Consider the following 23,452-nt stretch of genomic DNA (forward strand, 5'->3'; position numbering starts at 1 on the left):
TTTTCTTAATTTAAAATAGGTTCAAGAACTAAGATTTAAAAATTGTAATTAAAACCAAATGTCATGGTTTTAGCAACAGGATATCCAAACCATGGGTCTCCGTTAATTCCAACTTCAGGATCAAGTCCTTTATAATCTGTAAAAGTCAAAAGATTCGTTCCTTGGAAATAAATACGTAATCCTGGTACATTTGGTAATGTATAGCCGATATTTAAATTTCTCAAACGGATAAAAGAACCATCATATACATATCTAGTAGACATTGGAGCATATACTGAAGGAGATACACCATAGATAACTTTTGGAACATCTGTTATGTCTCCTGGTTTTTGCCATCTATTCAACACATCTGGTGATTGATTCCATAAACCTCTAGCACCAAAAGCATTCACCATGGCCAAAGTCTGGTCTGAAATCTTATTACCTTGATTGAAGTAGAACAATGCAGACAAGTCAAATCCCTTATATTTAAACGTATTTGTTAAACCTCCAAAGTATTTAGGAGCGGCAGATCCAACAATTCGTCTATTAGCTTTTGAAATACTTTTTACTTTACTTCCATCTTCCGCATACCACATTGGAGCGCCATCGTCTGGGTCTACGCCAGCCCATTCATAAGTATAAATAGACTGAACATCTTCCCCTTCACGTTTGATTCGATTTGTAGTAATGATATCTTGTCCACCGTACAGTTCTGTTACTTTATTCTTATTATGACTTATATTGAAGCTAACAGTCCATTCAAAATCTTTAGTAACAACAGGAACCCCTGATATTGTCCATTCTACTCCTCTATTTCTCATACTTCCCACGTTTCTCATTGCTGTGGTAAATCCGGTAGTAGAAGATACTGGGACACGGAATAGTAGATCTGTTGTATTCTTATTGTAGAATTCAAGAGTTGTAGATAATCTATTATTAAAAGCAGAGAAATCTACACCTACGTTAAATGAAGCTGTTGACTCCCATTTCAAATCATTATTAACCATCTGCAATGGGTAAATACCTGATACTCCATTATAATTGGCTCCACCAGAATATAATCCTAATGCAGGGTGTCTTCCATCAAGTTCTGACCCAGCAGTCGTAAAAGTAGTAACATCTGAATTACCTGATGTTCCATAACTAGCTCTTAGGCCTAGATTTGTTAACCATTCTACATTTTGAAGGAAATTCTCCTGACTCATTCTCCATTGTCCACCAACAGACCAGAAGTTTGAATATAGATTGTCTTTAGAGAATCGAGAAGAACCGTCTCGACGGAAACTTGTTGACAAAATATATTTGTTATCATATGCATAGTTTACTCTAGTGAATAAAGAAAACAGTCTCACATGCTTATAATCACTTTCAGCTGTAACAGGATTGGCTCCTGCTGTCAACTCTTGAAAATCGGGAGTAGGAAAACCTTCCGAAGCAGCAATTTGATAGCGATAAGAGTCATCATTTGCTTCTTGTCCAACCATTACATTTAAATTATGAACTTTATCAAATACTTTATTATAATTCAATGTATTAGTAATGTTCCAAACTAAACTTTCTCCTCCTGTACGTGTAGCACGTCCTCCAAGAGTAGATGCTGTATTACCGGGAACCCTTGGATCATCCCACTGAGCCTCATTCACTTGCATAAAGTCAACACCCCATTGTGTTTTAAAGGTCAACCCTTCCAGAAGATCATATTCTACAAAAGCACTCTCAATAACTCTATAAGTTCTAGAGTTAGCATAGTTATATTTTATATTCGCCAAAAAATTTGCAGATAAAACAGTTAACTTCGTTGGAACTCCGTCTATTTCGCCTGGATCAAGAGCTGGTATTATAGCTGATGCCAATACTGGATTAGAATAATAAGAACTTGTTGTTAATGGAGTTTCTTGCTTAGTCAAAGATAGAGTACTACTCAATCCAAATCTAAGTTTATTTGAGTAGGCATGAGTTATATTGAATTTGTTCGAGATACGATTCATAGCCGATGCCTCTAAAATACCTTCTTGATTAAAATATCCTGCTGAAACAAAGAATTTAGTTTTCGCATTACCTCCATTTGCAGAGATATCAAATGAATAGGTAGGCGCATCATTTCTATATGTTCTATCCATCCAATTAAAATTATACGAATTTCCATTTGCATCTTTAGGAAAAGTATCAAATAAATCCTGTTGAGCTTCATCCAAAGAACTATACCCTCCACTATTAAACAAAGCCTCTGTCATATATTCAGTATATTGAGCTTTGTTCATTACCTTAAAATTATTGGTAGCTCTTCTTGACCAGCCATAATTAGAAGATAAAGAGAATCTGGTCTTGCCATCAATCCCTGATTTAGTGGTAACTACCACTACTCCATTTGCTGCACGAGCTCCATAAATAGATGTAGCAGAAGCATCTTTCAACACAGTTATGCTTTCGATATCATTCGGATTTATACCAGCCAAAGCATTCGAATTATCAGAATAAGTAGTCTCTCCGGTAGAAGTCAATTGTCCAAAGTTACCTGTAGCAATAGGAACTCCGTCTACAATCCACAAAGGTTCAGTACCTGCATTCACAGAACCAAGCCCTCTCACAACTATCCTCTGACCTGCACCAGGTTGTCCTGAAGCTGCTTGAGTAAGCAAACCGGCAGAGTTTCCTTGTAAAGCTTTATCTACTGAAGAACTGGTTATGTCTGTCAACGCTTTAGACTGAACAGTAGTCGCCGACCCTGTAAATGTAGCCTTCTTAACCAGACCATAACCTGTTACTACAACCTCATCCATCAACTTAGAATCATTTTCTAAAATGATCTTAAGGTCTGTTCCGGCTGCTACCTCTTTGGTTTTCATACCAATAAGAGAAATCACTAGCGTTTTCTTATCTGATGGGATATTCAAAGAGAAATTACCATCGATATCGGTCACTGTTCCTACAGTTGTACCTTTAGCTACGACTGAAGCTCCAATCACGGTTTCACCGGTATCATCTAAGATTGTACCTGAAACTCGTGTTGTTTGAGCTACTGATAACCCGACACTTGCAATGATACAAGTCAAAATCATTATCAATTTTTTCATAAACACTACTTTAAATTACTCAATTATTTTAATATCAATCAATTATCTACAAATCCAAGGGAATTCTTTTACATTATTTCACAATGGGAGTCGCAAATGTATATTTTTTTCACAAAATACACAAAATTTGCCATGTTAAATGTTAGTTTTTCTTTATTTAAAAAAGATATTAGATACAAACGAAGAGCCCCTACTCCATATTAATAGAGTAAAAAATGAAAAATAACATCAAATTGTCAAGAAAATCTCAAATGTATATTTATACAAACAAAAAAAACCGTCAATCAAAAGACCAACGGTTTACAAATTAACAGATTACTCCAAAATCGTTTCTCACAAACACTTCAAAGTGTTAAGATACGACAATAAGAACCCTAGTATTTAATATTTTTATACAATAATCGGCATTCATAAGCTTCATTTAACCGAAGCAGCATTGATTCACGACTAGGAGGATCTGACATATCGTTAGGATAAAAAACTGAGAGGATAGAAAATAGCGATTCATCATCGAAAGATTCAATAGCAGCCTGAAAACTCTCTTTATCTCCATTCTCCATATATAACAATGCTAACTTTTCATGAGATTGAGCTGATTCTGTTATTTCAAACAATCTTTCCTGACATTCAATAGCATTTAGTAACTCGTCTTTACGAAGATATACCGAAACAAGCTTCTCCAGAACTTCCTCTGCATTCTCCTCATTAAGGGTAAGAGCCTTTTTATAAAAAATCTCAGCACCTGACGGAATATTTAATTTCAAATATACTTCGCCTGCAATCATATTTACGTCAAAAGAATCAGAGTCTGCATTCAACGCCTTATCTATAAACTCTACTGCCTCGTCAATCTTCCCCTGCAACAAATAGGCATGTGCCTTTTTAGCCATTGACTCAGGTGTCTCGCCAACCAAATCTTCATAAGCAAAAAGAGCTTTCAAAACATCTTTATATAATTCAAGGCTCATATAGCATTCTGCCAGAGAAAGATATAACAAACTTTCATCCGGAGACATTTTAATACATTCTTTCAGCATTTCAATGGCTTCTTCTGACCGCTCAGACAACAACAGACAATGGGCTTTTAATTTGAGAATATTTATATTAGCCTCATCCAGAGCTAAAGCAAAATCAAAAGCGTCAATCGCTTTCTCAAAATCTTCCTCAAGGGAATATAACTTACCCAGCATTATCCAGCTATCTATTGAATAAGGGTCTGCATCCAATATCTGATTACAGACTATAATAGCAGAAGCGAAATCAGATTTAACCTCATAAGCATATGCAAGGTCATTAAGCACTTCAATATTATTAGGGTCATACTCTAAGCTCTTCTCAAAATAAAGAATTGCCTCATCATAATACTCTGCCCCTACATAAAGAAAACCCAATTCCGATAATATCACATCCAGATCGGTATCTTCATCACTTAATATCTCAGCCGTCAATTCATATGCTTCTGCATACAAATCTAAGTGAAGCAAACACTCTATCTTCAATAGATAAAGCTCAAAATCATAAGAAGAAAATCGAGAATTAAGATAATGTAAAGCAGTAGTGTATTTGGCATCATAAACCAAATACTTCCCAAACCTCAACATTAAAGCCTCATTATCAGGATGAATACTCAGCCCAAGATCAACTATCTCACGGGCTGTTTCAATATCATCCAATTTATCATAGTACTCAGCCAAATCATCATATTCATCGGCATCAAAGTACATACTCTTACCCGTCAGAAGCATTTGCTCATAACGGGCTAGTAAATCAGAGATATCACGTTCTTCCATAAACAATATATTTACTTATCTTTCATTTTACTCCATGAATCTTTTAGTGTAACTGTTCTATTAAACACTAAATGATCGGGAGTAGAGTCTGGATCAACATTAAAATACCCAATCCTTTGAAATTGAAAATGATCGTAAGCTTTAGCTTCTTTCAAATAAGACTCTGCTTTACAGCCTGTTTTCACAATCAATGATTCGGGATTCAAAAAGTCTCTAAAATCACCCTCTTTTTCATCTCCCGGATTTTCCGATAGAAAAAGACGATCATACAAACGAACATCCACATCAATGGCATCTTCCGTTGACACCCAATGGATAGTCCCTTTTACTTTACGGTTACTTTCTGCCATACCACTTTTGGTCATCGGATCATATTCGGCATATACCTCTATAACATTTCCGGCTTCATCATGTTTACACCCTGTACATTTTATTATATAACCATGTTTCAAGCGCACTTCCTGTCCGGGAGTAAGGCGGAAATATTTTTTAGGAGCATCCTCCATAAAATCATCTTTCTCGATATATAGTTCACGAGAAAATACCACTTTATGGCTTCCTGAATTTTCATCTTCGGGATTATTTTGTGCATCCATTATCTCAGTTTGACCTTCGGGATAATTCGTCAATATCAGTTTTATAGGATCCATAACAACTGACACACGCGTTGCCCTTTTATTCAGGTCTTCACGAATAGCATATTCCAACAAAGCAACATCTATTACACCATCATATTTGGTATAACCAATCCTGTCAATAAAGTTACGTATCGATTCGGGCGTATATCCTCGTCTTCTAAATCCGCTAATGGTAGGCATACGAGGGTCATCCCAACCGTTTACCAATCCCTCTTTCACCAATTGTAAAAGCTTGCGCTTACTCATCATTGTGTAAGTAAGATTCAAACGGTTAAATTCATATTGAGCCGGACGATAATCACTGGTAGCCAATTGATCTATAAACCAATCATAAAGAGGACGATGAACCACAAATTCCAAAGTACAAATAGAATGGGTAACACCCTCGAAATAATCACATTGCCCGTGAGCAAAATCATACATCGGATATGCATACCACTGGTTACCTGTACGATGGTGAGCTTGTTTGATGATTCTATATATTATAGGATCTCTAAAATGCATATTAGAAGAAGCCATATCTATTTTAGCTCTCAATACCATACTACCCTCTTCAAAAACTCCCTGATTCATTTTTTCAAATAAATCCAGATTTTCTTCAATCGAACGGTCTCTGTATGGACTATGAGTTCCGGCCTGAGTAGGAGTCCCTTTTTGTTTTGCAATTTCTTCTGCCGACTGCTCATCAATATAGGCTTTACCCTCCTTAATCAGTTGGATAGCAAAATCCCATAGTTTAGGAAAATAATCGGATGCATAATATACATTTGCCCAATCGAACCCTAACCATTGAATATCCGCCATGATAGAATCGACGTATTCTACATCTTCCTTCACCGGATTCGTGTCGTCGAAACGAAGGTTACATATACCGTTATATTTCTGCGCCAAACCAAAATCTAAACAAATTGCTTTTGCATGTCCTATATGCAAATAACCATTTGGCTCAGGTGGGAAGCGCGTTTGAATACGTCCTCCGTCTTTTCCCTCTTGCAAGTCTTTTTCAACTATTACTTCTATAAAGTTTAGACTTTTCTTTTCTTCTGTTGGCGTAATTTCTGACATTTGCTTATTCTTAGTTATGTTTTTTAATTATTAGGCGTTAAATCAGATCCGGACTCGGACGATATAGTGTGAGTTTTTTGATCTTCTAAAGCTGCACTTTCCTGCAAATAACTACTATATAGCTGATAAAACTCATCAAACTTACCATTCTGCCTGTATTTATTCATAATCTCCTGGGCTTCATTATACAATTTTCCGGCAGCACCCAAATCATTATCCATAGCTGAAATATTCGATAATCTCGACAATTCAGCTGCTTTCTGGGCATCATCCTGTATGCTTGGCTCTGAACAAGCCATGAAAAACATACTGAAAAAGATACCAAACAACAAAACTAACTTAGATCGACTCATTTTAAATTTCTTTTTGACAAAGATAAATAATTTCAATACAAACTAGACATAATTACAAAAGTGAAGTTACAAAGTCACAGACCTTTTTACAATCCCGGCAGATACAACCGAGATAAAAAGTGATAATTCTGGAATAAAACAATACTTATTTTAGCGAGTATACAAATCGCAACTTCTTAATCAACCTACCTCAACACGAGCTATTACATATACCAAATACCTAGATTAAGCTATAATCGATATATAATATCATTATTTATTGCGATTGACACCAAGGTCTCGAATCTTGACCTTTGCAACTCTTTTCTAATTTATATCAATTTTAACTAAACCATAAATAAAATCATGTTCAAAAAAATTAATTTTTCACTTTTATTGCTTTTGATATGTGCAACATATGCTTCAGCACAAAGAGTGAGAGGAAGTGTTTACGACGAAAACGGAGAGCCGCTCGTTTCAGCAACAATTGTGATCGAAGGAACTAATTACTCGACCCTCACAAATGACAATGGAGAATTCAGATTCAAAAATCTACCCAACGGTACATTTAAAATTTCGGCCAGCTTCATCGGATACGATTCAAAAAAGCAAGAGGTTACAATAACAGATGACTCCAGACAAACAATACGTTTTGATTTAAAAGTAAGTAATACATTAAATGAAGTTGAAGTCTTTGGCGAACGCCATAAACAACCTGAAAAGCTAGAATTGATCACCCGTATGCCCTTACGCCCAAGTGAGCAGATACAAACCATATCGGTAATATCAGAGAAAGTGATTGCCGAACAAGGTGCTTTAACCCTTACAGATGCCTTACGAAACGTACCTGGGGTTACTCTTTTCGGTTCATACGGTGGTGTAAAGGAAAGCATGTCAACTCGTGGCTTCCGTGGAATACCTGTATTGAAAAATGGCGTAAGAATGGACTCTCAGTTTCAAACAGCATCCGGTGTAGTAGATATGCAAGGTGTAGAGAGTTTACAGATGATAAAAGGATCTGCTGCGGTAACACAAGGTGTTATTACCGATTTAGGAAATGCAGGCGGCGTTATCAATGTGGTAACCAAAACTCCTAAATTTGTAAATACCGGTGAAGCAACCCTTAGAGTAGGCAGTTGGGGTGAAGTACGCCCAACTTTTGACGTGCAAACTATATTGGACAAAAACAGAACTGTTGCTTTCCGTTTGAATGGAGCATATGAACGTGCAGATAACTACCGTAAATATGTATCATCAAGCCGCGCATATATAAACCCATCTTTAGAATGGCGTCCCGATGATAAAACCACAGTTAATCTTGAGCTAGACTATTTGAATGAAGATGCAACTCCGGTAACAAGTACAGTAAACCTTGCAGATATTGGTACAGAAGCCTTATACGAGATGCCTTTCGATAAGTTCTTAGGATTTAAAGGTATTGACAATGTGAACACAAAGATGTTGACTTATTCGGCTCGTTTAAACCGCATGATTACTGACAAGTTAAGTATTAGGGCTGCTTATTTCAACTCGTCTTATAACTTCGACAATACATCTACAGGACTAGCCACAGTAGCAAAGAAAGGAAAACCTGTTGATTATGAGATAAGACAGCGTACGATATCCCGATCTCAAAGAGATGACAAGAATACAACATTCCAATTAGACTTCATCGGAAGAGACGTATATACAGGTACAATCAAACACACTTTTCAGCTCGGTTTTGATTACCGTATAGCTGATGCCTTTACGACAAGTTTAGGTTCTATGGTGGTTGATACTATAAATGTTTTAAATCCGGTGAACAACACACCTCCTTCTGCCGATAAAATAAAGAAAAGCGGATTAGGCAAGGAAGCTGATCCTGTAAGATCTAAATATTCGACTTACGGATTAATGGCTCAGGAAGTAATGACCATAAACGATTATCTTAAATTAATTCTAGGGATACGCTACAGTTCTATATCGAATCTGAACGCTACAGCAGGAAATGAGACAAGAGATGCATGGAACCCAATGGTAGGGGTAATGGTGACTCCGATTAAGAATGTAAATGTATTCGCATCTTATACAACAAGTACAAGTCTAAGAGGAGCAGCAAGTATACTTACTGACAGCATTACAGAAGCAGGCCCTTCAGTTACTAAACAATTTGAAGTAGGATTCAAATCTGACTGGTTGGGAGACAGACTTCGTTTTAACTTTACTTATTTCGACATTATTACTGAAAATCTAACCAACAATGAGTATATCCCCGGAACAACTAATACTACCGGTTATGTATACAAAGCAGGAGATTTAAAAAGAAGAGGTGTTGAAGTTGAATTAAACGGACGTATACTAGATAACTTGCAAGTCATGCTAGGGTATGCTTATTTAGATGCAAAATATGAAAACAGTCCTTCTTATGTAAACGGATCGGCTCCGATGAATGCCCCAAAACACACTGCCAATGGTTGGATACATTATACTGTAGACAGAAGTACATTAAAGGGCTTATCTATAGGTTTAGGAACATATTATGTTGGAAAACGTCCTGTTAATGAATTTAGCACTGCTTATGATGGACACATCTATGCTCCGGGCATTAAACCATTCGATATGCCTGCGTACACTACTGTAAATGTTCAGTTGGGATATACAACAGGTCCTTTTACTGCCCGTGTATTTATGAATAATATATTTGATGAGCTAGGATATAATTCTTATTTCCGTGGAGGATATATCAATCAAATTGACCCTCGCAATTTTGCAGCAATGGTAGCTTATAGATTTTAATGAAATTTATTTTTCATGAATAATTTACTAAAAAGGTTTCGCTCAAGAGCGAAACCTTTTTATTTCAATCACCATAAATAGTGATTGAACCGTTACAAATTCATCATTAATTGCGATTGCAGAGTAATTGAGTTACTCCTACCTTTGCTAACGTTATAATATAAATATTTTGACTTTAAATATAACTTACTGACTTAATGACAAAGTGTATCCGATGTTTTGAATAACAATTCAGAACATCGGTTCATTTTTTAAGGTCACAGACCTTTTTATTGCTTTGCTATGGGCATAATATAGTCCATACATCAAATTCTAACTTTTACTTAAACCCAATGACAACTCGAAAATTCTTCAAAAAAGTACATTTATGGCTATCTCTGCCTGTGGGCTTAATAATTACAATAATTTGTATTACAGGTGCCATCCTTTCATTTGAAACAGAAATCCTCGAAGCATATTATCCCGAACGTTACTTTGTTGAAGAAGTAAAAGATAAAAAGATACCTATCGACCAACTAATACCGATAGTCAATACGCAACTCAAAGACAATACAGTTTCGGGTATAAAAGTAAGCTCCGACCCCAAACGTACCTATATAGCCTCTCTATCCAATGGATTCCGCATTTCGGCTTTTGTTGACCCTTACACGGGAGAACTAAAAGGAACATACAGTTTCAGAGACAGCTTTTTCTTCACGATGATGTCATTACATAGATGGCTTATGGACGGATCGCGCACATGGGGTAAATACACCGTTGGTATAACTACTATATTATTTGTATTTATCCTCATCAGTGGACTTGTATGGTGGGCTCCTACCGATAAGAAGAAGCTAAAAAGCCGATTCACAATAAAAACGAAATCAGGATGGAAACGCTTCTTTCACGATCTTCACGTTAGTCTTGGAATATATGTATGTGTGTTCCTGCTCATTTCTGCACTTACAGGACTGATGTGGTCTTTTGAATGGTATAGAAATGGAGTGTGCAAATTATTCGGAGTAGAAATCCCTGCCGAAAAAGGGGGACACGGTGGCGGCGAAAGAGAGGGCAAAAAAACAAAAGAAATAAATTACCAATCGTGGCAAATGGCTTTGGATAATTTAGCCAAACAAGTCCCACAAAACGAATACATCACTATATCAGATGGTTCAGCAACAGTATTGGATAAATCGGCGCCTCATTTAAGAGCTACAGATAAATACACTTTGGATAATAATTCGGGCGAAATTATCAAAGCATCTCTTTTTTCGGAGCAAAAATCGGTCTCTAAAATAATGTCATGGGCTTACGCTCTGCATGTAGGAGCATTCGGAGGGATTATTATACGCATTTTGACATGTCTGGCTTGTATCATCGGAGGCACATTACCACTTACCGGATATTATATATTTTACCTAAAAAGTATTAAGAAAAAACCAAGAAAGAATAGGTCAACACCACTTGTATCCTAAGCTTTTATAAAACTGAATCAATCTTTTGTGATATTTGATTGTTTTTGATTACTTTCGCACGGTTAAAACATTAATCGAGAAATTGATTTTCATTTATGTTTCGAAGATTAAGGTCTATTGCTTTGACTGATGAAATAACTAAAGGCAGTTATACTCATCGGAGTAGCAATAAATACTTGAAATTATTTATATGAGCAAACAGGATAAGAAAAAAGGAAAAGATTCAGGAAATAAGTCCAAAAAGATTGTGAAATTGCTGTGGATAATATTTATTACTGTAATATTAATTACGGCTACAGTTTTTACACTTATTGCCAGTGGAGCTATAGGCTACACCCCACCCATCGAAGATTTGGAAAATCCTATCGACAAGTACGCTTCACAAGTATACTCATCTGACAATGAACTACTAGGAACCTACTCTCAAAGTAAAGAGAATAGAATATATTCGAGTTACGATGAACTATCTCCCTATTTGGTGCAAGCTCTGGTTGCTACCGAAGATGCCCGTTTTTACGGACATTCGGGTATAGACGTATATGCAGTAGGACGTGCAGTTGTTAAGCGTGTTATTTTCCAGCAAGAAAGCGGAGGTGGAGGTAGTACCATTTCTCAGCAATTAGCAAAACAACTTTACTCACCTCCTGTAGATGACGTTGTAGACAGGGTGCTTCAAAAACCAATCGAATGGGTTATTGCCGTTCAACTGGAACGTAACTATACCAAAGAGGAAATCATCAATTTATATCTTAATAAATTTGACTTTCTTAATAATGCAGTGGGTATACAATCGGCTGCTAAGGTGTATTTCAATAAAAAGCCGAAAGACCTTACAATAGAAGAAGCGGCAACCCTTATCGGGATGTGTAAAAATCCGTCTCACTTCAATCCCAAAAGAAGACCCGATGCAACAAGAGGGCGTCGTAATGTTGTGCTGGAACAGATGTATAAGGCAAATTACATTACTAAAGCCGAACTGGATTCTTTAAAAGAATTACCACTGGTTCTTGATTACGTAAGAGTAGACCATAAAGATGGTTTAGCTCCTTATTTCAGAGAATATCTACGTGTGGCAATGACAGCCAAGAAACCCGATCGCGACAATTATGCATCATGGCAACAAGAACAATACACGCTGGATTCTCTTTCATGGGAAACAGATCCATTGTACGGATGGTGTAACAAGAATAAAAAAGCAGACGGAAAACCATACAGTTTATATACTGACGGTTTAAAAATATATTCCACTATAGATTCTAAAATGCAAACTTATGCAGAAGAAGCTATGAAGGAACATTTAAGCAAAGACCTGCAACCATTATTCGACAAGGAGAAAAAGGGACGCTCATACGCTCCGTTCTCTTCCAGTGTTGCCAAGCAAGCCGATTCTCTGATCTACAAATCGATGAAAGTATCTGACCGCTATCGAAATATGAAGAGAGAAGGTTATTCTGATAGTGAAATACTTAAAGTGTTCAAACAACCTACCGACATGAAAGTATTCTCTTGGTCGGGAGATGTAGATACAACCATGACCCCATGGGATTCGATACGTTATCACAAAAGTTTCTTACGTGCCGGATTCATGGCTATGGAACCTCACAACGGTCAGGTTAAAGCTTACGTAGGTGGAATTGATTTCAAATATTTCCAATATGATATGGCAAGCGTGGGACGCCGACAAGTAGGTTCTACCATAAAACCATTCCTGTATACACTGGCTATGGAAGAAGGTATGACACCTTGCGACCAGATGCTCCATGTGCAACAAGTGCTGATCACCGAAGATGGCAAAGAGTGGTCGCCACGTAACGCTTCATCTTCACGAGTAGGCGAAATGGTATCTATCAAATGGGGATTACAAAACTCGGATAACTGGGTAACTGCCTATCTGATGAAACAGACATCCCCCTACTCTTTTGTGCGTACCTTACATTCGTTTGGTATTACAGGAAAGATAGATCCCGTAGTATCTCTTGCTCTAGGGACTCCCGATGTATCCGTATCCGAAATGGCAGGAGCTTATACCGCTTTTGTTAATAAGGGAATCAGATCATTACCATCCTATGTAACCCGCATAGAGGATGCTCATGGAAATGTTATTGCAACATTTGAACCTCGAATGAAAGAGGTATTTAATGAGATGACCTCTGTAAAAATGCTTGATATGTTACGTGCCGTAATGGACGGAGGTACAGGTAGCAGAGTTAGATATAAATATAATCTGAGAGCTCCAATGGGAGGTAAAACCGGAACAACCCAAAACAACTCGGATGGTTGGTTTATGGGATTCACGCCTAAATTAGTTACTGCAACTTGGGTAGGTGGTGAAGATCGCTCCATCCACTTCGACCGTACAGCTCAGGGGCAAGGTGCCAGTATGGCTCTTCCGATCTTCGGATTATTCATGCAAAAGGTATATGCCGATCCTACTTTAGGCTACTCGGTAGAAGACCAATTTAGTAAAGTGACCGGCAATCCGAATCCTTGTGCAGGATCAACTGCTGACGGAGAACCTCTTATGAATGCTGCTGATATTCAGCAAGGAGGTGGTATTGACGACATGTTCAACTTTTACTAAACTGCAATGCAATGAATGAGATCGCGATTCTAATCATAGCTCATAAAAATCAGCCCCAGCTCGAATTACTGTTGAGTAATTTAGCAGATGATTTCGATTTATATGTTCATATTGATAAGACGTCAGCGATAAACAAAGAAGAACTTACAGCTAAGTATCCTAATATCCGGTTCTACTCGAAACTTCATGTCGTATGGGGAGGGTATAACTTATCAGCATGTTCTCTCTTTCTCTTTCAACAGGCTTATAAACGAAACTATAAGTACTATGCATTGATCAGTGGTCAGGACTTACCATTGCGATCAAATGAAGAGATCAAGAATTTCATCTATAAAAATGACTCCAGCTATATTGTTTCAGACAAACTGCCAATAAAGCATTGGGCTTATAATGGAGGAATAAACAGATACGAGCTTTATTGGGAGCATGACATAACAGGCAATAGCCTTTGGGATACTTTTCGCAGGAAGCTGATCGGTAATATCCGAAAGATACAACTAAAATACAATACAAGAAGACCTTTCTACAAAGGAATGGATGTTTACGGGGGATCGAACTGGGTACTTCTAAGACAGGATGCAATGGATTATCTGATCTCTTTTATCGACGAAAATCCACGATTTATGAAAAGGCTAAAATACTGTTTCTGCACCGATGAGCTATGGATGCAAACGATCTTAGCCACATCAAACTGTAAAATAAAAAACGAACATATCACTTATCTTGATTGGGGTACGGGACCTGAATATCCTCGTACTTTAAGAATAGAGGATTATGATAATATCCGAAAAAACACCTGCCCATTTGCTCGAAAATTCGACAGTGAAGTAGATAACGAGATTATTGAAAAATTACTGGATTCACGTAATTCTAGCATATAAAAATAAAAAGCAAAGGTTTCAGACCTTTGCTTTTTATTTTTGACAAAACCGCTTATAATGATTTGCTTTATTTTATGGGTTTCAAATCTAAAGTATCTGCTTTATCAACCAGATATTTATAGGCGGCATCATATTCATTAGGTATTACACCATCTAATATGGCATCCTTTATGGAAGATTTAAGCCGACCAACCATCGCTCCCTGAGGAATATTGAAAATCTCCATAATTTCTTCACCCGAAATCGGGGGCTGAAAATTACGCACATGATCTTTCTCCTCAATATCTTTCATCTTCTGACGTACTATTTCGAAATTCTTCAGAAAACGGCGAACTTTATCAGGATTCTTCGAAGTTATATCTGCCTCACATAAGGTCATCAGATCTTCAATATCATCTCCTGCTTCAAACAACAAGCGTCTGACAGCTGAATCCGAAACCACATCTTCAACCAAAGTAACAGGACGCATATGCAACCCCACCAACTTTTGAACATATTTCATCTTTTCATTCAACGGTAATTTCATTTGACGAAATATACCGTGAGTCATTTTCGCTCCTACAAAGTTATGATTGTGAAAAGTCCAACCCAATTTAGGATCCCAACGCTTTGTTGCAGGTTTAGCAATATCATGAAGAATGGCAGCCCAGCGCAACCAAAGGTCATCTGTTTTTCTGGAGATATTATCCAGCACAGCCAATGTATGATAGAAATTGTCTTTGTGCCCTATTCCATCCTTTGTTTCAGCCCCCTTAAGAGCAACGAGCTCCGGAAATATAAGTTCTAACAAGCCAGTTTTATCAAGCAACAAAAAACCTACAGATGGCTTGGGAGATAATACTATTTTATTTAATTCATCAATAATGCGTTCCTGAGAAACAATACTGATACGCTCTTTATTCGCACTGATAGCGTCAAAAGTCCGACCTTCGATATCGAACCCGAGTTGGCTCGAAAAGCGTATTCCGCGCATCATTCGCAAAGGATCGTCACTAAAGGTTATATCAGGATCAAGAGGTGTACGAATAATGCAGTTCTCCAGATCCTCCAACCCACCGAAAGGATCAAGCAGTTTACCGTAATGTTTTTTATTCAAACAGATAGCTAATGCATTTATCGTAAAATCGCGGCGATTTTGATCATCTTCGAGTGTACCGTCTTCAACAAAAGGTTTGCGGGAACCTCTTTCGTACGATTCTTTCCGGGCACCGACAAACTCTACCTCTATATCTTTGTGCTTCACCTGAGCAGTTCCGAAGCTATGAAAGACCGATAACTTAGTGGGTCGCCCCAAACGTTTGGCAACAGCTTGTGCCAAATCAATCCCTTTACCTACTGTTACCACATCTATATCTTTCGATTTGCGATGCAGGAATATGTCTCTCACATACCCACCGATTGCATAGCACTCCAATCCCATTTCATCCGCACATTCACTGATTATATCAAATATCTTTCCCGAAAAATGCTTCTCTATATATTTATTGTCTAAATAATTCATCAAGTATTCTTAAATATGTATTGTTCTATTTTTATTTGCGGGAGCATAGCTATACGTCTGACCGATACGTGACAACCAGACAGTTTCATCCTTACAACAAATAAAAAGGTCTGCGACCCACAGTACAAAATTACAACAATAAGGCGTACTTGCGGCAAAATAATATTATTTTTGTAAAAAACACGTTGGTTATGAAGAAGACTAAATATATTTTTATCCTACTTTTGGTAGTATTGGGAATAGTATCATGCGGAGAAAGGAAAAACTCTTTGGCAACAGAGTATCTCATCGATATACATTCGTTATATCAAAATGGTAAATACGAAGCTGCACTTCAAAAGATAGACAGTATTCAGATTTTATTCCCCAAAGCATTTCAGGAGATAAAAGATGCATTAGCGCTAAAACAAGAAGTGAGAAGGGCTTCTGACGAAAAACAAATAACCAACTGTGATTCTCTGATTGTTGCCTATCAACCAAAGATTGATTCTATAAAGAAGCTATTCACCTACCGAAAAGAAAAAGAGGATGATTATGGTGTATACATTCCTAAAACTATTTCGGGCAACACACCTAATGTCACCACTCTACGATCGGGCGTTAATGACAATGGCTCCATGTATATCGAAAGTGTATATATCGGTGGACAGATACACAACAGTATAAAGGTAAATACCAAGGATGGCAAATTTGCAGAGACGCTACCGATTGAAGGCGATGGCTTTGTCTTCAGATTCAACCATATGGGCAAACAATACGAGATAGTTCAGGCAACATCTGTTCATGATAATGGTCTGGCGAATTTCATTTTCGCTTATGCAGATAGTCCGCTTACTGTAACTCTTAAAGGGAAAAACACAACATCATTTGCTCTTCCCAACATTCAAAAGAAAGCAATTGCAGACTCTTACCAGTTATCAAGATTGATGCTTCAAAAAGACAGTTTAGCTACAGCCAAAGACAAAGCCCAGATGCGTATAAAATATTTGAATGCCAAAAGAGACAGTATTCCCGTAGTATTACCTAATTCACTTCAGGAGAAGAAGTGATTTTACTTTCGCAATCTTTTCGTCATCGGGCAGAGTTGAATCTATCCAATGAATATTGAGTCCTCGCTTTTCCATGCCCCTAAACCATGTCATTTGACGTTTGGCAAACTGATGAATGGCTATTTCGAGTTCAGAATACATTTGTGTATAAGAAATTTCTTTGAGAAGATATTGAGTTACGAACTTATACTCCAATCCGTAGTACAAGATATCTTCGGCAGGAACTCCTGCATCAAGCAGCGATTGTACTTCTTCGATCATGCCTTCTTCGAGTCTCGCTTTCAATCGGGTCGAAATTCGGGTACGTCTTAACTCACGATCAATATCAACTCCTATAATCAGGCTGTTTAATGGAGGATATTCATTACAATCGGTTTCATTAACTTTTTTATATTCCTCTATTTCAATAGCTCTGATTGCTCGCTGAGCAGTATCAACATCCGTATTATTGTGTAAAGATTTATAAGAGGCAAGTATAGTTGTCAACTCGGCTAAAGACTTGCCTTCTAATTGTTGACGAAGCTCTTTGTTCTCAGGAACATTTATCAAATTATACCCTTTCAGTACCGATTCGATATACAATCCCGAACCTCCGCACAAGATGGGTAACTTATTCTTTTCTTTTATCGATTTATAGGCCTCTTGAAAGTCATGCTGATATTCATATATATTGTATTTATAGCCTGCATCACGTATATCTATCAGGTGATAAGGAATAGGTTTACCATTAACAACATAGTCAGATAAATCTTTACCTGTACCAAGATCCATCCCCCGGTATACCTGACGCGAATCGCCACTAATAATTTCTGTATCCAGATCATTAGCCAGCTTACAGGCAAAAGAGGTTTTTCCTGATGCGGTAGGTCCTAATATTGTAACTAAATCGAATAAACTCATACTATAAAATAAGTCAGCTTTAATGCTATCGACCAAAGGTATCTATTTTCCTTCGGATCATAAACAGTTTAACGATTTTAAGATTACCGGCCTTTTTATTAAATTGATCAGTAACTGATAATCTGAAAGAAAGTGTCGCTATAAAGATATTCTTTATATGACGTTAACCACATTAGACTCAATTTAATAAAAAAAACAGCTATATTTGTATCCAATAAGGTATCGCGCCTCTCACATTATTATCTTTAGCATAACAGATTAGTATTGTTGCACTTGAGATAGTAGTATTAAACTTAAAAACAATTGATCCTCAAATAATGAATGACGTAAAAAACTTAGTTAATCACATAATTGCTGCTTGCCAGGATAAAAAAGCTAAAAACATAGTAACTATCGACCTTTCGGAACTCCCCGGTGCTATTTGTAAATATTTTGTTATTTGCGACGGAAATACTCCGATGCAAGTTTCTGCCATTTCGGACGAAATAGTAAATAGTATCAAGAAGAAAATACAGGACCGACCTATTACTACTGACGGCTTGAAAGAAGCCAGATGGGTAGGTATCGATTATGGCACAGTTATTGTTCATGTATTTATACCGGAACTTAGAGACTTTTATGATTTGGAACACCTGTGGGCTGATGCCAAAATTGAACGGATTCCCGACATAGACTAAATTCCAAGAATGAACAATCACTTTTTTTAGATGTTATTCAATACACGGAACATAGCATTTAAAAAAATCTAAACAATTAGTCAGTTCCTGATTTTACTGTATGGAAAAAAAAGATAATAAAAATTTACTTCAGAAAGGTGGAAAAGGACCTAAAATTCCCGTTTCGAGCTACTGGATATATATCATTGCTTTAGCGTCTATAATTGGGATATACTTCTTCTCACAAGACGCTGTAGTGAAAGAAGTCGGATGGTCTGACTTTCAAAAATACACAGAAAAGAACTATGTAGAAAAAATTGTAGTATTCAATAAAAAGAATTCACTGCAAGCCTATATACGCCCCGATTCGGCACAGTATATCTTTCAGGAAGGAGCTGCCAAAATGGGCAAAAATCCTTCTATCATAGTTAGTATTCCTTCGGCTGACAAATTTTCTGATTTTTATGATAAGGTCATAGCCAACAACCCATATAAGATTGATGTGAGCTATGAAACAGGAAGTGATTTTACGGATATTCTCGTAGGATTATTACCTTTTGTTCTACTTATCGGGCTTTGGATATATATTATGCGCCGTATGTCGGGAGGTGGTTCCGGCGGAGGTGGCGGAGTATTCAGCGTCGGAAAATCAAAAGCTCAACTATATGACAAAGGTTCACCCGATGCCAAAACGACATTTAAAGATGTAGCCGGATTAGCCGGAGCTAAGGAAGAACTTGAAGAGATGGTTGAATTCCTTAGAAACCCGACAAAATATACCGAAATCGGTGCAAAAATACCTAAAGGAGCCTTACTTGTAGGCCCTCCTGGAACAGGTAAAACCCTATTAGCTAAAGCTGTAGCAGGTGAAGCCGACGTACCTTTCTTCTCTATGTCAGGATCTGACTTTGTCGAAATGTTTGTGGGAGTCGGAGCTTCTCGTGTGAGAGACTTGTTTAAGCAAGCTAAAGAAAAAGCACCTTGTATCATCTTTATTGATGAGATCGACGCTATAGGTCGTGCCAGAGGAAAGAACCCAAACATGGGATCTAATGACGAGCGCGAAAACACATTGAATCAATTGCTAACAGAAATGGATGGCTTTGGTACTAACAGTGGAGTTATAGTACTTGCTGCAACCAACCGTGCTGACATTCTAGATAAAGCGTTGCTTCGTGCAGGTCGTTTCGACCGTCAGATTTATGTAGATCTACCCGATATTAATGATAGAAAACAAATCTTTAAAGTTCACCTTCGTCCTATAAAAATAGACGATTCGGTTGATCTGGATTTCCTTTCACGCCAAACACCCGGTTTTTCGGGAGCTGATATTGCCAATGTCTGTAACGAAGCTGCTTTAATAGCTGCCCGTAACGGTAAAAAAGTAGTAACAGAAGGCGATTTCACAAGTGCTATCGACCGTATAGTTGGAGGACTTGAAAAGAAAAGTAAGATAACCACTCTTAATGAGAGAAAAACAATAGCTATTCACGAAGCCGGTCACGCAACGCTAAGCTGGTTCCTTGAGCATGCCGATCCGTTGGTAAAAGTTACCATTGTACCACGAGGTAAAGCACTCGGTGCAGCATGGTATCTACCGGAGGAAAGACAAATCACGACGAAAGAGCAAATGCTGGACGAATTGTGTGCTTTGTTAGGCGGACGTGCTGCAGAAGAAGTCTTCATCGGACATATATCTTCGGGAGCAATGAATGATTTGGAACGAGTTACCAAACAGGCTTATGCCATGATTTCATACATGGGCATGAGTGATGCACTTCCTAACATCTGCTATTATGATTCTTCAGGGCAAGGATATGGATTTACCAAGCCATACAGTGAAGAGACATCGTTACTTATTGACAAAGAAGTACAGGCGATGATCAATTCTCAGTATGAAAGAGCCAAGCAACTCCTTAGAGAACATACTGAAGGCCACAATAAGCTGGCTGATTTATTACTCGAGAAAGAGGTAATATTTGCGACCGATCTGAAAGACATCTTCGGAACACGACCATGGATATCTCGTTCCGAGGAAATCCAAAAAGAAGTGGAGCGTAATACGGCTAAAGCCGAGGAAAAAGAGAAACAAGAACAAGAAGCAAAGTTAACCGAAATAGGTTCTTCTACAGGATTAGTTGCCGAAGAAGATCAGTCAGAGTAACTTTTTTAAAATAAACAAAAAAGGTATAGTTTTCACGAGCTATACCTTTTTTATTATATTTGCAGTCATAATGCATAAAAACAGGGTTATTTTATAGCTTACTTTCAGAGTATACTAAGTACCATAGTTAAAAGCATAACATAATATTAGTATTGTAATTTTATTACATATCATAAAAACTATCAAATAAGTGTTGAATATAAAGAATCTTGGACTCCGAATTGCCACAGGTATCGTATTTATAGCTGTCTTAATGGCGGGAATTTTATATAATCAATACTCTTATCTGATCGTATTTTCACTGATTACCACCTTAGCCCTGTACGAATTCTATGGATTACTTTGCAAGACCAAAAATGCAGAGTTAAATCGGGTCTTAAATACATTAGGAGGTCTATCTCTTTTTATTGGCGGATACTTCTTCTTCTCTTCTCCCGATAAGCAACTTATTACTCTGGTTCCTTACGGAATCTATATACTTGCATTATTTATCTCCGAACTGTTTTTAAAAGGAACTAACCCGATTCAATCATTGGCATATGCCGTATTGGGGCAAATATATCTAGCAATTCCATTATCATTGCTCAGCTATCTTGCTTTTGGTTATGATATGGATAGTAGGTCATACCATTATGCATTTCTGCTTGCTCTATTTGTTTTTATATGGGTCAATGATTCCTTTGCTTATCTCACAGGATCTTTGTTCGGAAAGCATCGGATGTTTGAGCGAATCTCTCCAAAAAAATCATGGGAAGGCTTTATCGGAGGTGCAGCATTCACAATTGCCGCATCGGTTATTTTCGCGAACTATTTTACTCAGCTTCCGCTTTGGGGATGGATTGGTTTTGCTATTGTGATGATTATTTTCGGAACACTAGGCGATTTAGTCGAATCTCTTTTCAAAAGAACTCTTAATGTAAAAGACTCGGGAAATATACTTCCGGGACATGGAGGTATTCTCGATCGCATAGACAGCGTTATTTTTTCTATTCCTGCCCTGTTTATATATGTAGAGGTTATATCTTTCTTCATCCATAGATAAATCGAAAGCTTTATTACACTCTCTTGTACCCTACTTTCATCCGACAACCTAAAAATTGTCTCTTTGGCTAAATAGGCTAAATAGGCTAAATTGTAATTTCACTTACATCCCCTTTGTTTACAATATTCTTTTGAATATTGCGTATTATTTGATATGCAGACGAAAGTATCTTCAATTTTAACATCAATAGCAAAAATAGATTCTATTTATACACTATCGATAAAAAAAGATCTTCGTATTTTTGTACATTCGCACACTTATTCATTTTATACACCATGATCATGAAAAAACTATTCATCATCTCCTTTTTACTTTTGTCAGTTATGACCATGTATGGTCAGGATTCAGACACAACCTTACTTCGAAAACTAGTAGAGAAACAAGTATTAACTCAACAGGAAGCTGACGAGATAATGCTAAAAAATCAACCAAAAACTCAAAAAAAAGAAACAGAATTGATTCCCCATAAAATCAGGGAAGCTTTTAATAGTCCTTATGTAAATTTTGGAGGCTATGCATTATTGATGTATAAATACAGTGATGTTTCGAATGTGAAACATGATCTAAACCCCCGACTTGTTTTCATAAGTATGAACGGAAAGCTTAATAATAATATCGGTTACACCGTTTTATTCGATTTTGCCAATCCTCTTGTACACGAACTCTATGGTATATGGGTTCCATCTGATGCTCTCAATTTAAAGTTAGGACAGATGAAAGTGCCTTTTACTATCGAAAACCAATTTTCACTGACTCAATTAGAGACTGTATATAATACTAGATCAATCTCTAGCCTAGCAAGTATGGCTGATGATGTTATGAAGCTACAGAATGGAAGAAATAATGGAGGACGTGATATAGGTATCAATGCCTCGGGTAGTTTAATCAAAATGAAAGGTTATAACTTGTTCGAATATGGTATCGGTGTGTTTCAAGGATCCGGTATATCTTCTCCTGAAAAAGATAATTACAAAGACTTCTCGGCTCAAGTACTTTTACAACCCATAAAAGGATTCCGCTTTGGAGGTAGCGTTTACTTTGGCTCTGCAACTTATACTTTGGACAAAGAAATTGCACCCGTAGCCACTCATGTCAGAGACCGTTGGGCACTAAGTGCCGAGTATAGAGGTGACAGATTTTATGCACGTTCGGAGTGGCTTCATGGAAATGACGGAGGCATTAAAAAAGAAGGGCTTTACGGAACAGTTCTTTACAATGTGGTTCCAAAGAAAGTAAATGTAACAGGTAAAGTAGACTACTTCAATAAAAATAAGGATACTAATGCAGAAGTAATTGATTACACTATCGGTGCTAATTATTATTTCTACCAACAATGCCGGGTGCAGCTCAATTACACTTATTCTGATTACTCAAATAAATGGGCAGCACGTAATTCTAACGTTGTATACGCTCAATTCCAAGTGGTATTTTAAAGATATAATTAAATCTTACAATAACGAAAGGATAGTATCAGTGAACTACTGATACTATCCTTTTCTCATTTACAAACCAGATAAAGGACGATACAAATAGATGATTATTTACTACTTTTGCACCTGAATGGG

15 protein-coding genes are annotated in these 23,452 nt (G+C 37.2%); 9 read left to right on the forward strand and 6 right to left on the reverse strand.

What is annotated here, in order from left to right:
- Window positions 1-35: 35 nt before the first annotated feature.
- The 4 genes from G7051_RS04530 to G7051_RS04545 form a co-directional block, all read right to left on the reverse strand.
- A complete protein-coding gene (locus tag G7051_RS04530) occupies window positions 36-3,056 on the reverse strand; it encodes a TonB-dependent receptor (RefSeq protein WP_166198819.1) in 3,021 nt (1,006 codons plus the stop codon).
- 374 nt (window positions 3,057-3,430) lie between these two features.
- A complete protein-coding gene (locus tag G7051_RS04535; protein WP_166198820.1) occupies window positions 3,431-4,846 on the reverse strand; it encodes a tetratricopeptide repeat protein in 1,416 nt (471 codons plus the stop codon).
- 11 nt (window positions 4,847-4,857) lie between these two features.
- On the reverse strand, window positions 4,858-6,549 hold the full coding sequence (locus G7051_RS04540; RefSeq protein WP_166198821.1) for a glutamine--tRNA ligase/YqeY domain fusion protein: 1,692 nt from the start codon (window positions 6,547-6,549) through the stop codon (window positions 4,858-4,860).
- Window positions 6,550-6,572: 23 nt separating this feature from the next.
- Window positions 6,573-6,902, reverse strand: a complete 330-nt coding sequence (locus G7051_RS04545; protein WP_166198822.1) for a hypothetical protein — start codon at window positions 6,900-6,902, stop codon at window positions 6,573-6,575.
- 345 nt (window positions 6,903-7,247) lie between these two features.
- Here G7051_RS04545 and G7051_RS04550 point away from each other — a divergent pair, with 345 nt between their 5' ends.
- The 4 genes from G7051_RS04550 to G7051_RS04565 all read left to right on the forward strand — a co-directional run bounded on the left by G7051_RS04550 (window position 7,248) and on the right by G7051_RS04565 (window position 14,575).
- Window positions 7,248-9,659: a TonB-dependent receptor gene (locus G7051_RS04550; RefSeq protein ID WP_166198823.1), complete on the forward strand. Its 2,412-nt coding sequence runs from the start codon at window positions 7,248-7,250 to the stop codon at window positions 9,657-9,659.
- Between the two features lie 332 nt (window positions 9,660-9,991).
- Window positions 9,992-11,113 (forward strand): PepSY domain-containing protein, encoded by a 1,122-nt coding sequence (locus tag G7051_RS04555; RefSeq protein WP_166198824.1) that lies wholly within the window; start codon window positions 9,992-9,994, stop codon window positions 11,111-11,113.
- 190 nt (window positions 11,114-11,303) lie between these two features.
- A complete protein-coding gene (locus G7051_RS04560; protein WP_166111723.1) occupies window positions 11,304-13,694 on the forward strand; it encodes a transglycosylase domain-containing protein in 2,391 nt (796 codons plus the stop codon).
- Window positions 13,695-13,705: 11 nt separating this feature from the next.
- A complete protein-coding gene (locus tag G7051_RS04565; RefSeq protein ID WP_166198825.1) occupies window positions 13,706-14,575 on the forward strand; it encodes a beta-1,6-N-acetylglucosaminyltransferase in 870 nt (289 codons plus the stop codon).
- Window positions 14,576-14,642: 67 nt separating this feature from the next.
- Here the strand turns inward: G7051_RS04565 and G7051_RS04570 are convergent, their stop codons facing one another.
- Complete coding sequence (locus tag G7051_RS04570) at window positions 14,643-16,076, reverse strand: CCA tRNA nucleotidyltransferase (RefSeq protein WP_166198826.1); 1,434 nt, start codon at window positions 16,074-16,076, stop codon at window positions 14,643-14,645.
- A gap of 191 nt (window positions 16,077-16,267) precedes the next feature.
- On the opposite strand from G7051_RS04570, the gene G7051_RS04575 reads away from it, so the two are divergent.
- Window positions 16,268-17,125 (forward strand): hypothetical protein, encoded by an 858-nt coding sequence (locus G7051_RS04575; protein WP_166198827.1) that lies wholly within the window; start codon window positions 16,268-16,270, stop codon window positions 17,123-17,125.
- On the opposite strand, the gene miaA is transcribed toward G7051_RS04575, so the two are convergent.
- Window positions 17,105-18,025, reverse strand: coding sequence for a tRNA (adenosine(37)-N6)-dimethylallyltransferase MiaA (gene miaA, locus G7051_RS04580; RefSeq protein ID WP_166198828.1), 921 nt, complete (start codon window positions 18,023-18,025; stop codon window positions 17,105-17,107). The genes G7051_RS04575 and miaA overlap by 21 nt on opposite strands.
- A 317-nt stretch (window positions 18,026-18,342) precedes the next feature.
- Here miaA and rsfS point away from each other — a divergent pair, with 317 nt between their 5' ends.
- The 4 genes from rsfS (at window position 18,343) to G7051_RS04600 (ending at window position 23,320) form a co-directional block, all read left to right on the forward strand.
- Window positions 18,343-18,702 carry a ribosome silencing factor gene (gene rsfS / locus G7051_RS04585; RefSeq protein ID WP_166111738.1) on the forward strand — a complete coding sequence of 120 codons (360 nt, stop codon included), beginning with the start codon at window positions 18,343-18,345 and terminating at the stop codon, window positions 18,700-18,702.
- A gap of 100 nt (window positions 18,703-18,802) precedes the next feature.
- Window positions 18,803-20,845, forward strand: coding sequence for an ATP-dependent zinc metalloprotease FtsH (ftsH, locus tag G7051_RS04590; RefSeq protein ID WP_166198829.1), 2,043 nt, complete (start codon window positions 18,803-18,805; stop codon window positions 20,843-20,845).
- A gap of 190 nt (window positions 20,846-21,035) precedes the next feature.
- Window positions 21,036-21,887 carry a phosphatidate cytidylyltransferase gene (locus G7051_RS04595; protein ID WP_255493317.1) on the forward strand — a complete coding sequence of 284 codons (852 nt, stop codon included), beginning with the start codon at window positions 21,036-21,038 and terminating at the stop codon, window positions 21,885-21,887.
- Window positions 21,888-22,168: 281 nt separating this feature from the next.
- Window positions 22,169-23,320: a porin gene (locus G7051_RS04600; RefSeq protein ID WP_166198830.1), complete on the forward strand. Its 1,152-nt coding sequence runs from the start codon at window positions 22,169-22,171 to the stop codon at window positions 23,318-23,320.
- Window positions 23,321-23,452 lie beyond the last annotated feature (132 nt).

The organism is Dysgonomonas sp. HDW5B (genome assembly GCF_011299335.1).
Classification (GTDB): domain Bacteria; phylum Bacteroidota; class Bacteroidia; order Bacteroidales; family Dysgonomonadaceae; genus Dysgonomonas_A.

Coding starts and splice junctions, on each gene's coding strand:
- G7051_RS04530 (WP_166198819.1), bottom strand. CDS start 3,056: ATGAAAAAATTGATAATGATTTTGACTTGTATCATTGCAAGTGTCGGG.
- G7051_RS04535 (WP_166198820.1), bottom strand. CDS start 4,846: ATGGAAGAACGTGATATCTCTGATTTACTAGCCCGTTATGAGCAAATG.
- G7051_RS04540 (WP_166198821.1), bottom strand. CDS start 6,549: ATGTCAGAAATTACGCCAACAGAAGAAAAGAAAAGTCTAAACTTTATA.
- G7051_RS04545 (WP_166198822.1), bottom strand. CDS start 6,902: ATGAGTCGATCTAAGTTAGTTTTGTTGTTTGGTATCTTTTTCAGTATG.
- G7051_RS04550 (WP_166198823.1), top strand. CDS start 7,248: ATGTTCAAAAAAATTAATTTTTCACTTTTATTGCTTTTGATATGTGCA.
- G7051_RS04555 (WP_166198824.1), top strand. CDS start 9,992: ATGACAACTCGAAAATTCTTCAAAAAAGTACATTTATGGCTATCTCTG.
- G7051_RS04560 (WP_166111723.1), top strand. CDS start 11,304: ATGAGCAAACAGGATAAGAAAAAAGGAAAAGATTCAGGAAATAAGTCC.
- G7051_RS04565 (WP_166198825.1), top strand. CDS start 13,706: ATGAATGAGATCGCGATTCTAATCATAGCTCATAAAAATCAGCCCCAG.
- G7051_RS04570 (WP_166198826.1), bottom strand. CDS start 16,076: ATGAATTATTTAGACAATAAATATATAGAGAAGCATTTTTCGGGAAAG.
- G7051_RS04575 (WP_166198827.1), top strand. CDS start 16,268: ATGAAGAAGACTAAATATATTTTTATCCTACTTTTGGTAGTATTGGGA.
- miaA (WP_166198828.1), bottom strand. CDS start 18,025: ATGAGTTTATTCGATTTAGTTACAATATTAGGACCTACCGCATCAGGA.
- rsfS (WP_166111738.1), top strand. CDS start 18,343: ATGAATGACGTAAAAAACTTAGTTAATCACATAATTGCTGCTTGCCAG.
- ftsH (WP_166198829.1), top strand. CDS start 18,803: ATGGAAAAAAAAGATAATAAAAATTTACTTCAGAAAGGTGGAAAAGGA.
- G7051_RS04600 (WP_166198830.1), top strand. CDS start 22,169: ATGAAAAAACTATTCATCATCTCCTTTTTACTTTTGTCAGTTATGACC.